This is a genomic window from Heliophilum fasciatum (genome assembly GCF_004341395.1).
Lineage (GTDB): Bacteria > Bacillota > Desulfitobacteriia > Heliobacteriales > Heliobacteriaceae > Heliophilum > Heliophilum fasciatum.
This window is the reverse complement of record NZ_SLXT01000044.1, coordinates 1-13,487: the sequence shown is the minus strand read 5'-3', so window position 1 is coordinate 13,487 and position 13,487 is coordinate 1. Positions and strand designations below refer to the sequence as shown.

Annotated in this window: 10 protein-coding genes, 6 tRNA genes and 1 rRNA gene; 9 read left to right on the top strand and 8 right to left on the bottom strand. The window is 48.8% G+C overall.

Annotated elements, in window-relative coordinates; translation table 11 throughout:
- Positions 1-298: 298 nt before the first annotated feature.
- The 6 genes from EDD73_RS14085 to EDD73_RS14060 all read right to left on the bottom strand — a co-directional run bounded on the left by EDD73_RS14085 (position 299) and on the right by EDD73_RS14060 (position 803).
- Positions 299-373 (bottom strand) — tRNA-Gly (locus EDD73_RS14085).
- A gap of 1 nt (position 374) precedes the next feature.
- Positions 375-451: transfer RNA gene (locus EDD73_RS14080), tRNA-Arg, on the bottom strand.
- Positions 452-467: 16 nt separating this feature from the next.
- Positions 468-541: transfer RNA gene (locus tag EDD73_RS14075), tRNA-Gly, on the bottom strand.
- Between the two features lie 24 nt (positions 542-565).
- Positions 566-642: transfer RNA gene (locus EDD73_RS14070), tRNA-Pro, on the bottom strand.
- A 3-nt stretch (positions 643-645) separates the two neighbouring features.
- Positions 646-720, bottom strand: a tRNA-Asn gene (locus EDD73_RS14065).
- 6 nt (positions 721-726) lie between these two features.
- A tRNA-Asp gene (locus EDD73_RS14060) sits at positions 727-803 on the bottom strand.
- 178 nt (positions 804-981) lie between these two features.
- Here EDD73_RS14060 and EDD73_RS14055 point away from each other — a divergent pair.
- The 6 genes from EDD73_RS14055 (at position 982) to EDD73_RS14980 (ending at position 6,161) form a co-directional block, all read left to right on the top strand.
- Positions 982-1,593, top strand: coding sequence for a TetR/AcrR family transcriptional regulator (locus EDD73_RS14055; protein WP_131920991.1), 612 nt, complete (start codon positions 982-984; stop codon positions 1,591-1,593).
- Positions 1,586-2,860 carry an efflux RND transporter periplasmic adaptor subunit gene (locus EDD73_RS14050; protein WP_131920989.1) on the top strand — a complete coding sequence of 425 codons (1,275 nt, stop codon included), beginning with the start codon at positions 1,586-1,588 and terminating at the stop codon, positions 2,858-2,860. Before EDD73_RS14055 ends, EDD73_RS14050 begins: the two co-directional genes overlap by 8 nt.
- The gene (locus tag EDD73_RS14045) at positions 2,857-3,510 is read left to right on the top strand and encodes an HlyD family secretion protein (protein ID WP_131920987.1); all 654 of its coding nucleotides are present in this window, start codon (positions 2,857-2,859) and stop codon (positions 3,508-3,510) included. The genes EDD73_RS14050 and EDD73_RS14045 overlap by 4 nt, the downstream gene beginning before the upstream one ends.
- Positions 3,511-3,514: 4 nt before the next feature.
- Positions 3,515-4,168: an HlyD family efflux transporter periplasmic adaptor subunit gene (locus EDD73_RS14040; protein WP_131920985.1), complete on the top strand. Its 654-nt coding sequence runs from the start codon at positions 3,515-3,517 to the stop codon at positions 4,166-4,168.
- The gene (locus EDD73_RS14035; protein ID WP_131920983.1) at positions 4,168-5,712 is read left to right on the top strand and encodes a DHA2 family efflux MFS transporter permease subunit; all 1,545 of its coding nucleotides are present in this window, start codon (positions 4,168-4,170) and stop codon (positions 5,710-5,712) included. Before EDD73_RS14040 ends, EDD73_RS14035 begins: the two co-directional genes overlap by 1 nt.
- Positions 5,713-6,002: 290 nt before the next feature.
- Positions 6,003-6,161, top strand: coding sequence for a hypothetical protein (locus EDD73_RS14980; RefSeq protein WP_165876539.1), 159 nt, complete (start codon positions 6,003-6,005; stop codon positions 6,159-6,161).
- 41 nt (positions 6,162-6,202) lie between these two features.
- Here the strand turns inward: EDD73_RS14980 and EDD73_RS14030 are convergent, their stop codons facing one another.
- The gene (locus tag EDD73_RS14030; RefSeq protein ID WP_165876538.1) at positions 6,203-6,715 is read right to left on the bottom strand and encodes a MarR family winged helix-turn-helix transcriptional regulator; all 513 of its coding nucleotides are present in this window, start codon (positions 6,713-6,715) and stop codon (positions 6,203-6,205) included.
- 168 nt (positions 6,716-6,883) lie between these two features.
- On the opposite strand from EDD73_RS14030, the gene EDD73_RS14025 reads away from it, so the two are divergent.
- The 3 genes from EDD73_RS14025 (at position 6,884) to EDD73_RS14015 (ending at position 13,144) form a co-directional block, all read left to right on the top strand.
- Entirely contained in the window at positions 6,884-8,137 is a 1,254-nt protein-coding gene (locus EDD73_RS14025) for an efflux RND transporter periplasmic adaptor subunit (protein ID WP_131920979.1), read from the top strand.
- 26 nt (positions 8,138-8,163) lie between these two features.
- Positions 8,164-11,364 (top strand): efflux RND transporter permease subunit, encoded by a 3,201-nt coding sequence (locus EDD73_RS14020; RefSeq protein ID WP_131920977.1) that lies wholly within the window; start codon positions 8,164-8,166, stop codon positions 11,362-11,364.
- A 214-nt stretch (positions 11,365-11,578) separates the two neighbouring features.
- Positions 11,579-13,144 (top strand): PAS domain-containing hybrid sensor histidine kinase/response regulator, encoded by a 1,566-nt coding sequence (locus tag EDD73_RS14015; RefSeq protein WP_165876537.1) that lies wholly within the window; start codon positions 11,579-11,581, stop codon positions 13,142-13,144.
- Positions 13,145-13,398: 254 nt separating this feature from the next.
- Here the strand turns inward: EDD73_RS14015 and EDD73_RS14010 are convergent.
- A 23S ribosomal RNA gene (locus tag EDD73_RS14010) occupies positions 13,399-13,487 on the bottom strand; the annotation flags it as partial.

Sequence of the window (13,487 nt, the reverse complement as noted above, 5' to 3'; positions counted from 1 at the left end):
ATGAAGTGTTCGAGTCAAGCTCGTTTACTTACTAACTGGAATTCATAAATTAAAAGGTTATCACGCTTTTTCAACTGTTTGATTTTCAAGGACCAAGTTGTGCTCATTGTTTAAGCACATGTTGTACCGTTTTTGCGGCACGAAAAGTATCTTATCACGTTTTACTTTTTGAATCAACCGGTATTTTTAAGCAATTATTCAACCTGAAGCAGTATTTTTTGAACAGACAATTCTTCAAGCAATCTTTCAGCTTCAACTTGCTAATCCATAAAAACCCGACGGTTCAATGTAAAGAGAATGGAGCGGGAAACGAGATTCGAACTCGCGACCCTCGCCTTGGCAAGGCGATGCTCTACCGCTGAGCTATTCCCGCATGGCGCGCCCGAAGGGATTCGAACCCCTGACCTCTTGATTCGTAGTCAATTACTCTATCCAGCTGAGCTACGGGCGCATTTTTAATTTTCAAATGGAGCGGGTGATGGGAATCGAACCCACGTCACTAGCTTGGAAGGCTAGGGCTTTACCATTAAGCTACACCCGCAAATAAAAGTCAGCTTTGCAGACATGGTCGGGGTGACACGACTTGAACGTGCGGCCTCCTGCTCCCAAGGCAGGCGCTCCACCAAACTGAGCTACACCCCGAAATGGCTCCTCGAGTAGGATTCGAACCTACAACCTATCGGTTAACAGCCGAGTGCTCTACCGTTGAGCTATCGAGGAATAAGATGGCGGAGCAGACGGGATTCGAACCCGCGATCTCCAGCGTGACAGGCTGGCATGTTAGGCCTCTACACCACTGCTCCGTACTTGGTGCTGACGGATTCTTATTTTAACCACGTCATTGATAAAAGTCAACAGGTAAATTAAAAAATCAGTCATACTTTTTTTTATAAGCAGGTTGAAGGTTACTGATTGACAAAGCTTTATGCCTATGGAAAAATAATTTTCATTGAATGAACGTTTACTTGGGAGGAGAACTCGATGCGGAACTGTCACAGCCCCAGTTCTGAACGACGTCAACAGTTCATGGATGCTGCCATTGAACTGGCCAGCCAGCGTGGATATGAAGGAGCCACCATAAAATTGATCGCTGAAAAATGCAATGTTACCGTAGGTACCATCTATCATTACTTCAAAAACAAAGAAGATCTATTTCGGCAAGCCGTTCAAGAACGAGCATTTACATCAATCTTAGCGACGTTGCTGAATGATATCGACGAACTGCCGATTGAGAAAGGACTTTTTCTCGTTGCTCAAGGTTTTCTTAAAGTCATTCGTGAAGCAGGCATGCTTGTCTCCATCTTCATCAGCGAGAGCGTACATAATCATGAAATCGGCACCATCTATGCCGATATGATCAGCCAGAATCGACAAATGATGCAGGCTTATTTAGATAAAAAGATCCACACCGGCCAGTTAGGAGCGATCGATACTGCCGTTGCCGTGCAGATCTTTTTCGGCCACTTTTTTATGGCCTACTTTCATAAGGAACTCCTGAAAATGGATAATTTGCCGGACATCGATGAAACATTCGTCCTCAATAGCGTAAATTTATTCCTTCGTAGTTGGCAACAGGAGGGCACTCATGTCTAAACAACATAATTTTATCAACGTAAGGCAGTACAAGCGACTCCCCTTGCTCGCTTTTGCTTCGCTCATCGCAACTTCCCTCGTCGTTACAGGATGTTCCGGAGGAAGCACCGGCAGCCATCGACCGAAAGTCGTTGTGGAAGCCGTCAGTGACCAAAGTGTAAACAAATCCCCCATCGTCGCCGGACGAGTGATGGGCGACACCGAAACGGCCGTCATGGCTAAAGTCAGCGGCAGGGTAGTCAACGTTCTTTGTGACGTTGGCCAAGAAGTACAGGCCGGGCAACCGCTTGTTTACATCGATGACCGGGACTATCGCATCGCCTTAGCCCAAGCGGAAGCCAACGTCAGAGGCGCCCAAGCTCGTTTCGCTGATGCCCAAAAGGGTGCCCGCCCCCAAGAGCGCCAACAGCTTGATGAAAAAATTAAAGCAGCCGCGGCCGCTTTAGAAAATGCCAAAGCCAACTTGGAACGTACCCAGTCTCTTTTTGACGCCGGTGCCACCACCAAAAATCAACTTGAGACCGTACAGTTAGCTTTGACACAAGCCCAAACCACCTATGACCAATTGCTGCAACAGCAAAGTTTGATTACCGAGGGAGCTACTGCTGAAACGCTGGAAAACCTACGTGCCACCGTGGCCCAGATGAACGCGATCGCCGATAAAGCCCGCCTTGATCTAGAAAATACAGTGATCACGGCGCCGGTAACCGGTCGGATCGCCAACAAAAACATTCATATTGGGGAAATCGCCGCCACCTCCCCATCTCCCACGGTTCTGTTCACTGTCGTCAGCAGTGCACCCGTTGTGGAAGTCAGCGTACCTGAAGAATATATCAATCACATCCAAGTTGGCCAAACCATGAAGGTGCGCATCGATCAAGTGGCATCTACAACTTTTGAAGCCAAAGTCATCGCTGTCAGTCCCATGGTCAACAGCGCCAGCAAAGAATATCCGGTCAAACTTAGCCTCCCCCCCTCTGACGCCTGGAAATCAGGGATGTATGCCGAAGCCACCCTGCCGGATACCCACAAAGGCTTAAGCATTCCTAAAAACGCACTCGTCAAGCGCGGCCTCGATTATGTTGTCATGGTTACTGACGGTACTACGGCCAGCAGTCGCCCCGTCACTACCGGTCGTTCCGACGGCAGCTTGGTGGAGATTCTGAGCGGCTTAAACGTCGGCGACAAGCTCATCACCGTCGGCCAAGACCAACTCCAAGACGGTGACGCGATTCAAGTCATTGCGGAAAGGGGCACAGTACAGTGAAGAAAAAAATCGCCCTCTCCGTTGGCGGAGTTCTCCTTGCCGCTTTACTTAGCTATGGCGGTTACAGCTATATTGACTCCGTCCGTTATGTCACGACCGATGACGCCCGCATCGACGCTGATATGATCAAAGTCGGACCGGAGATTGCCGGTCGAGTGATGGAAATCCGCGTCAAAGAAGGTGACCTGGTGCAGGCCGGCGAGACCATGGTTCGTCTCGAAGAAAAAAATACTACCTTACAAAACCGTGACAGCGCCCTTGTCCGCGCCCCCGGGACGGGACAAGTGATGAAAAAGATGGTCAACGACGGCGAACTGGTATCCCCTGGCCAACGGCTGTTTTTGCTCGCCGATTACAAGCACCTCTATGTAACTGCGCGTATCGAAGAGACCAAGATCAACCGGATCACCGTTGGCGCGCCGGTGCAACTCAAGGTTGACGCTTTTCCCGGCAAAAAATTATCCGGGGTTGTGGAACAAGTAGGCTTTGCCGCCGACAGTGTTTTTGCCGTCTTGCCCACCAGCAATGTGTCGGGCAACTTCATCAAAGTTACCCAACGGATTCCGATTAAGATTAAACTTCTTGACGACCAGGGCTTGCGCATTCTTCCCGGTATGAACGTAATCGCTAAGATTGCTACCGAGGAATAAGCGGATGAAAGCAAAAAAGCTCCTCATCCTCATCAGCGCGCTCTATCTTCTTACTACCTTGGCAGTCTCAGCGTACTATGGCTATGGTTATTTCAATTATGTGGAGACCGATGATGCCCGAGTAAAAGTGGACACAGCCATTGCCCGCTCCCCGATCACAGGACGCATCATTGAAGTAACTACCAAGGAAAATGCGCCGGTCGCCATAGATGAAATCATGGCCGTCATCGAAGGCAGTTCCGGACCTAACCAGGCGAAGGTGCGTATTCCGGTTACCGTCCCCCTCTCCGGCACCGTGCTTCGCCTTGCCGTCCATGAGCGCGAAGTGGTAACCGCCGGACAACCCCTGGCCGTTGTGGCTGATCTTTCCTCTACCTATGTGGAAGCGCGATTAAAAGAAAAAGAAAGTCGCTTTGTTCAAGTAGGCCAGACCGTGGATATCCAATTCGATACAACCGAAAGCACCCTTTACCCTGGCATTGTCACGGAACTCAACCGGAATACCGAGCAAGTCACCTGGCCCATCATCTCATTGACGCCGGTCCGCCAGCAAGCCATCGAAGAGCAACTTGTCATTGCCAAGATTAAGGTACCTGATGTACAACTCATACCCGGTACAAGCGCCTTTGTCAAAATCAAATTAAAGGAGGGCGCGTAATGGGCGAGAATAGTAAGCATCCCGGTGTACTTCTGGTAACACTCGTCGTCGTTATAGGAACGTTCATGGCCGTATTGGATACATCGATTTTAAACGTAGCCTTACCGAAACTAATGGTTCTTTTCAGTGTCGATACCAAAGAGATCGAATGGATCCTGACATCGTACATGCTGGTCTCCGGCGCAGTGATCCCGATCATGTCCTACCTCGGTGATACTTATGGCTACCGTAACACCTACGCCTACTCCCTGGCTGCCTTTACGATCGGCTCACTGCTCTGTGGGTTAGCTTGGAGTAACAGCAGTTTAGTCGCCTTCCGGGTCATTCAGGCCCTGGGTGGTGGTCTGATTATGCCTGCCAGCATGGCACTGATGTTTCATTTCGTGCCGAAAGAAAAAATGGGCATGGCCATGGGCATATACGGTTTGTCGGTCGCTGTGGCCCCGTCGATCGGCCCCACCTTGGGCGGATTGATCGTTGAAGCTTACAGTTGGCGCTGGCTGTTTATGATCAATATTCCCCTCGGCCTCTTGGGGTTCAGCCTATGTCAATCGCTGCTTCCCGAGACGCCGAAAAAGCCCTCTTCTCATTTTGACTTCTGGGGACTATTTTTAGCATCGGGCAGTGCCTTTCTTTATCTTTTAGCGTTAGCTAAAGGGCAAGATTGGGGCTGGACCAGCTATAGCATTATCATGCTTTTGGTCACCGCAACAGCGATGCTGGCCCTGCTGATTGTCATTGAACTGAACCATCCTTCCCCCATGCTTGATCTGCGTCTGTTCCAAAACAGCCAGTTTACGTACACGGTAATCATTGCCAGCGGTATGTACATTATTTTGCTCGGAGCGATTCTTTTGTGGCCCATTTACCTTCAAAATCTCCGAGGGTACTCGGCCATTCAGACCGGGATGATCCTCATGCCACAAGCACTGGCGATGGGCTTCATGATGCCCATTGCCGGCAAACTCTATGACAAAGTGGGCGTTCGCCCCATGGCCATGATCGGGATCCCGCTGATTTTCCTTTCGACCTATGCGATGCATACCGTAACCGTCGATACGCCCGAGTCCGTCATCAACACCTGGTTAATCATCCGTGGTATCGGTATGGGCTTCACCTTTATGCCTATCAACACCGCCTGTTTAGCTTCTGTTCCTCAATTAAAATCCGGTGCCGCTTCCACATTGAATAACCTTGTCCGGGCCGTCATCGGCTCCTTTGGTATCGCCTTGACCACAACGTTGCTGGAAAATCGGCAGGTTTTTCACACCCATCGCTTGGTCGAAGGGTTAGATGTATTCTCGCCAAGCTGGTCATTAATGCGGGACCTAACCACCGGCATGCTCGCGTCAGCAGGAGATACATCCCTCGTTCAGCCGGCCATGCTGGGGATTATGTACGGTCAGGTACAACTCCATGCAACGACTTGGGCGATGGCCGATGTTTTCTTCGCCTTTGCCTTACTCTGCCTGGTCCTTTTCCCGCTGGTTCTGCTTTTAAAAAATCCGAGTCAAAAAACCGGAAAACCAGTGATTGCCGAATAGAGCTTTTTGATATAAAATTATAATATTCAAGGTTGCCGGAAATAGCAGTATATCGAATCCATAGCAAAAGAAAAAACAACCTGATCGCCACGAATCAAGTTGTGAAAATTGACAATTTTATTATGCACACATCGCGCTATTGGATGATTCACACCAAATAATGATTCAAGTGCAAAATCCCTCATAATAATGCGGCAACAAAGTAAGAAAAGGGTTTTACAAAGGAGTCAATATTGAAGTCAAAGATTCCGGCAGTGATTGGTAAAACAATGGATTGAGAGGTAATGATCATGCCAAGCAAGAATGGTATTGATACCACCCCATCACTGCGCTATTTAGAAAAAGTGCTGCGTCAAAACAAAGAAGGACAAAGTCTGGCCCGTTGCATCCAGTACCGGGATAAAATCGACCAATATGTGCTCAAAGACTTCAATAAAAAAGTTCGTTAACGCAAATAAAAACCTGCCGCATTGATGCCGGCAGGTTTTTTTTATAACTGATTGGTAACTTCCGGATTATGTTTTGATTCATTCATCATTTTACCCGACGGCATTCCCGATTGGGCAAAGTACGCATTAAGCTTGCGAAACATATCACTAAGTTGCACTAACTCTGTGGCTTCCAGTATCTGCAACGGTTCTTTAAGCAGCTCCAGTCGCCGTTGATGCACCCCCCGAATCAGTTCCATCCCTTTGTCCGTCAACGATAGCATCACGACCCGCCGATCGATATCGGAACGCTCCCGGTTTAACAGACCCATACCAAACAATTTATCGGTCATTCCCGTGACCGCACCGGACGTAACGCATAACTCATTGGATATCTCCGTGGCTTTGTAGGGACCATTTTTCCATAACACATACAAAAGAAGAATCTGTCCCTCCGCCAGATGCATGTCCGGCTCAATATTTTTGATCGCTTGACGAAAACAATAAAAAAAACCATCGATTTGGTTCAGCAGTTCGATCAGGGGTTGCTCTTTTTCTCGTAACGCTCTTGACATTCTCATACACTTCCCATACCATCTAAGTATCTTAGCTGATTATTATCTTAGTTTCTAAAATAATAGTAGGCAGAGCGGCGGCAATTGTCAACCCTACCGCCCTTGGAGAAAAAAGTTTTTCAATACAATCACAATCATACGTGCACTCAACACAAGGAGGAACCAGCGTTGAAAAAGCAAATCGGAATCGGGCTTCTGGCCTTAACCCTCATGACCACAGGAACGGCCTGCGGCAACAAAAGCCAGGCACCGGCCGTCGAAGCAACCGTGCAATCGGTTTCTATTGCCCCTGTTCAGCGGGCCACCCTCTCTAACCGCCTCACCTTCAACGGCACCTTAGAAGCGCAAGAGCAGATGAACTTGGTCCCCAAAGGAAACGGCAAGGTCGCCCGGATCAATGGCGAAGTCGGACAGAGGGTTCAAGCCGGCCAAATTCTCATGGAATTAGACAATCAAGATATTCAAGCTCAGCTTGATTCGGCCCAATCCAATCTGGCCCTAAACGAAGCTAACCTGGAAAAAGCACGTTTGACCATGCAGATGGATCAAATCGCGCTGGATGACGCCCGGCGCAATTATGAACGAACCAAATCACTGCACGAAGCCGGTGCCGCAACGACACTGGACTTTGAAAACGCCAAAAGCGCTTACGAAACCGCCGAAAAACGGATCGCCGCCGATCAAGCCAACATCGCTTCATCCCAAGCTATCATCAACCAAAGCAAAGCCCAGATTCGTCAAATTGAAGTTGCCTTAAACGATACCGTTTTACGGGCACCGGCATCAGGTATTATCGCTGCGCGTACCGCCAACGTCGGTGAATATGTATCAAACAGTACGCCGGCCTTCACCCTTGTCAATGTAAGCGCCGTCGAAGTCAAAGCCAATTTGACCGAACAAGAGATTAACTACGTAAAACCGGGCCAAGAAGTAGATGTAAAGATCACGGCTGCCGGAACGGAAACCTTCAAAGGTCAAGTCAGCAAGATCAGCCCCTCGGCCGATGAAAAAACCAAAATCTATCCGGTGTGGATCCGCATCAACAACCCTGACTACATACTCAAACCCGGTATGTTTGCTGAATTCCAAATCAACACCAATCAAAAAACCGATGTGTTGACCGTCGATGCCCAAGCGATCATCGAGCGCAACGGAACGCCGATGATCTACCTCTACCGCGATGGTAAAGCCGTCGAAAAGAAAGTGACCCCCGGCATCTCCGACGGTAAACGGACCGAAATCACCGAGGGGATCACCGATACAGACCAAGTGATCATGAGCGGACTGAACGGCTTAGCGGACGGCATGGCGGTAGCCCTACAAGAACCTGCCGCTCCATCGACTTCGGCTACAACCACCTCGACCGCGGCCAATGCCCCGTCCACAGGCAGCCCAACGGGCACATCAGGATCGGCCCAGTAATGAACCCCGAAAGGAGCGCCTGAGCAATGAGCCTCACTAGTTTTGCTGTGAAGCGACCCGTGGCCATGACCATGATTGTTCTCATGTTCATGGTATTAGGATTATACAGCTACCGCATGATCGGTGTCGATCTGTATCCCAACGTCAACATTCCCTATATTACCGTACGCGTTGCCTATCCCGGTGCCGGCGCCGAAGAGGTAGAGACGCAGATCTTAAAACCCGTCGAATCGGCCGTTTCTTCGATCAGCAAGCTCAAGTCCACCATCTCCCAAGCTTCCGAAGGCATGGGTTTGGTGATTCTGGAGTTCGAACTTTCGGCCAACGCGGACCAAGCGGCCATCGATGTACAGAAAAAAGTGGATGCCATCAAGGATCGCTTACCGGAAGATGCCGAAGATCCCGTGGTCGTGAAGATGGATATGAACTCGGCCCCGGTCATCAACTTAGCTGTGAAGGGCAGTCGTTCACTGGAAGAAACCTATCAACTGGCCGATGACATCGTCAAAGAACGATTACTGAAAGTCAGCGGTGTAACTGACGCCACCTTAGTTGGTGGTAAAGAACGACAAATCCAGATAGACATTGACAAATCCCGACTAGAAGGATACGGCTTATCGATCAACACCGTCGTCCGACGCCTGGAAAACGAAAACTTAAACCAACCCAGCGGCCGCCTTGACCGGCCTGACCGCGAATATAACATCCGCGTTATGGGTGAATTTAAATCAGTCAAAGAAATCGAAGATATTCAAATCCCTTTAAGTGACGGGAAAAGCATCTCCTTGAAAAACATCGCAACGATTCGTGACGACTACAAAGAGATGCGCACCTTCAGCCGCTTGAACGGAGAACCGTCCATCGCCGTGGCCGTTTTTAAACAAAGTGACGCCAGCATTGTCGACATCGGTGATGCCGTGAAGGCTGCCTTGCCGGCGATCCAAAAGGAACTGCCTCCAGACGTGGAAGTCATCATCTCCCAGGATTTTTCCGATTACGTCCATAAATCGTTAAATGGGACTCGTTCATCGATTCTGGAAGGTATTATTTCCACCGCCCTATGCTTGTTTATCTTCTTACGCGATTGGCGTTCCATGACCACCGTCATCATTGCCATTCCCACATCGCTGATTGCCACGCTGACCGGCATGTACTTTGCCGACTTTAGCTTCAACATGATGTCCCTCATGGGGATGGCTCTTTGTATCGGTATTCTTGTCGACGACTCCATCGTCGTATTGGAGAACATTCACCGCCACCGAGCGATGGGCAAATCCGCTCTTGACGCAGTGTTAGAAGGGCGTTCGGAAATCGGCATGGCCGCCATCGCCATTACGCTTTCCGACGTGGTTATCTTTGCCCCGATCGCCTTCATGGGCGGCATGATCGGTCAGTTTTTCCGTCAGTTTGGCTTAACTGTCGTCATCGCCACGTTGTTCTCTCTCTTCATCTCCTTTACATTGACACCGATGCTGTCGCACCGTTTTTACATGGAGAAAGATCCCGAGACCGGTCGACTGAAAGCCAAAAAACGCGAAGCTTCGTTGGCTGGCTTGCTGATGAAGAAATTGTCACCCTACACTTCTCGATTCTGGGCTTTCACAGAAATGATCGGCGATCGGGCCAGTTCCTCCTATCTAAAATCACTCGACTGGTCACTGAATCATCGCAAAACGGTACTCACTGCCGCTGTAGCTGGCTTTATTGCCAGCCTGATGCTGATACCGCTAGGATTGGTCGGCTTTGAGTTCATGCCCAAATCAGACCAAGGATCAATCAGTGTTTCGTTAGAGATGCCCAATGGAACACCCGTTGCCGTTACCGATACGGCCGTCCGGGAAATCGAAGCTTATATCAAAACCATTCCGGAGGTCAAATACTTTCAGAGCAGCGTCGGTAGTTCCGGCGGCATGGGCGCAACGGCCGGTTCTAATAAGGCAACGATCGGGGTGCAATTGTACTCCAAAACCGAACGTTCCCGCTCCATGTGGGAAATCGGTGATCAGCTTCGCAACTATGGCAAAACCTTTAAACAAGGCCAGATCCGGGTGATTGAATCCGAATCCGGCGGTGGTCCCGGCGGTACCGCTATCCAGTTGGAGGTCTCCGGCCCTGATAACAACCGCCTCCAAGCCTTAGCCGAGCAAGTAAAAACTATTGCTGCTTCGACGCCCGGTGCCATCGAAGTGGACACCAATTTCCGTCTTGGTCAACCGGAAATTCAAGTCACCGTTGATCGTCAGCGAGCAGCCACCTACGGCATCTCTGTTGACGACATTTCGCGAACCCTCCGAGCATCGATCACCGGCGACACGGCCACATCGTACCGAGCCGGTGACGACGACGTGAATATCCTTGTCCGGCTGCAAGGTGTCAGCAAAACCTCGATGGAAGAATTAAAACAAATCACCGTGGCGACCGCTTCGGGCATGCAAGTTCCACTCGGCTTGATCACGGAGATGAAAAATGGCAGCGGTCCTACCGAGATCCGCCGTATCGATCGACAACGAACGATTACCGTCTCCGGCAACATTCGTAAAGAAATTCCGCAAAGCCAATTTAACGCAGACCTTACCCAACGGTTGGCGCAACTGCAACTGCCGCCTGGCTATTCCATCAAACAAGCCGGCACAAGTGAAGATATGCAGGAAACAGGAGTGCAGCTCATTTCCGCCTTCCTCTTATCGATTACCCTTGTCTACATCGTGCTGGCCGTCCTCTATGAAAGTTATCTCACACCGATGATCCGGATGATGTCACTGCCGCTGGGGATCATCGGCGGACTGATCGCTTTAGCCATCACCGGTAAGACCATCAACCTCTTCTCCGGCATTGGCATCATCATGATGGATGGTCTGGTTGCCAAAAACGGCACATTGCTGATTGACTACACCAATACGCTGATGGAGCGCGGCGGAAAAACATTGCGAGAGTGCCTGGTCGAGGCCGGCAAAACGCGGTTACGGCCGATTATGATGACAACCTTTACGATGATCTTCGGTATGCTTCCCGTGGCTGCGGCCCTTACAGAAGGAACAGAAATTCGTTCCGGGATGGCTGTCGTCATTATCGGTGGTTTAATCACATCAACCATATTCACGCTGGTTGTTATCCCTGTTTTCTACACCCTTATCGATGACTTCATCCAATGGCGGAAGCGTTCAAAGCTGGAACGGCTCAAGAAGCAAGTCGCTACGATTGAAGCCAAACAAGCTGCACTGCGATAACACAAAAAGACCAGCATGGGGGCAGAACCTCCATGCTGGTCTTTTGTTTGATTAAGAGAGAATCAATAAATAATACACTAATTTTTAATATAATGTTGAAAACTATAGCTATAATCGATATCATAGAATTATCAATTATATGTTAAGAGCAATAAGAAAAACCACAATCACACTTGTACGACACCTGCTCTTACGGCAAGAAAGGAATATTGGTTTGAATTCTTCGTTGTCTACAGCCGTGCATCCGGCCTTATCCTCACAGGAATTACGGTTGAGCCGGATTATTGAACATACACCTGTCGGAGTATGCATCACTGATGAAGCAGGCTATTTTCTGGCCGTCAATCCCGCCTATTGTCGCATTTATGGCTATACAGCGGACGAGTTAGTCGGTCAGCATTTCACGGTCGTTGTCCCCCCTGAATCCAGACAACTTCTTTGTAACTTACATGAGCGCTTTATTCATTATGGTTCAGAGATCCGCGGAGAATGGTCTGTGGTCAATAAATCAGGAAAGCTCATTACGATCTTGGCTGACGCTGCCCTCATCCATGATGCCGACGGGCAACCTCAAAAAGCCACCTTCGTAACCGATATCACCGATCGTAAAGAAATGGAACAGGCACTTCAACAGTCCAATCGCGTCAAATCAGAATTTCTCTCTAACATGAGCCATGAACTGCGCACCCCGCTTAATGCGATCTTGGGCTACTCCCAGTTGATCAAAACCATGCTGGATGATCCATCGATGATGCTTTCACGCGAAGATAATGCCCTCTTTAACGATCACATCATCAATGCCGGTTGGCATCTACTTTCCCTCATCAATGACATTCTTGATCTGGCTCGTATTGAAGCCGGAAAAATTACCGTTGAACTTAAAGAGATCCAGCTTGGCCCGGTTTTTCAAGAGGTGATGAGTATTTTAGATGCACAGCCGAATACGGCTAAGGTACAATTAAAAGTCATTCAACCTGTACCTGATCTGCACCTTTATGCCGATGCTACCCGCCTCAAACAAGTTCTGGTTAACCTCGGTTCTAACGCGATCAAGTATAATCGTCCCGGCGGTACGGTCACCATACGATGTGAACAACGTGACAACACAATCGTGCGTATTTGCGTTGAAGACACAGGTATTGGTATTGATCCTGCACAAATGGAAAACTTATTCCGACCTTTTGAGCGGTTAGGTGCCGAACGAACGACCATCCAGGGTACTGGTATTGGTTTGACAATCAGTCAGAAACTTATTCAGCAAATGAACGGTACTATCGGTGTTGTCAGTCGCCTTGGAGACGGTAGCTGCTTCTATATCGATTTGCCGGAAGCCCATCCTTCTGCAACAGAAGTCTTGGCGGTATCGGCTAAAAACTCCTTCGACAACACTCGTCTTTTCCAGGATCAAACTAAAACGATACTCTACATTGAAGATACGACTACAGACCGTGAACTGATGGGGCAAATACTTGCCCGTTACCGAAATATCCGCTTACTTACTGCTGAGGATGGTCTGTCCGGCATTGAAAAAGCCTGTTGTGAACACCCTGACCTCATCTTGACCGATCTTCGTCTACCCGATATGAACGGTACCGATGTGTTACGTCAATTGCGTAATTTTGATGAAACTAACCATATCCCGATCGTTGCGATTACATCGGATATATCAACAGAACAAAAACAAGAACTACTGGCTATGGGCTTCCAATGTTACATTTCTAAGCCCTTCGTTTTAGCACAGTTACTGCAAACTTTAGCTGAAGCTTTATTCGATAAATAAATAATTAAGTATAGACAGCTTATAAATAGCTTATAAATGACTTTACAATATAAAAAAGAAAGACCCCAGAGAGTCGCTTGATACTCTGGGGTCATCAATGGTCGCAATCACCAAACAAAAAACTTTGTTAACAACTGCAGATCGTTGCAGATCGCAATAAGAAAAAAACTCCCGCGCAAGCAGGAGTTTTTTTGTTTGTACCCTGAAAACTACACAGAAGCTTTGCAAGTATTAAATGATTTATTTCATCCTGTGAGGTCAAGACCTCGACTGATTCGTACCCGTCCACTAAACACCTCGCGGTGCGTACATGCCGGGCCGATCGACCAGATCGTCTTTCTGG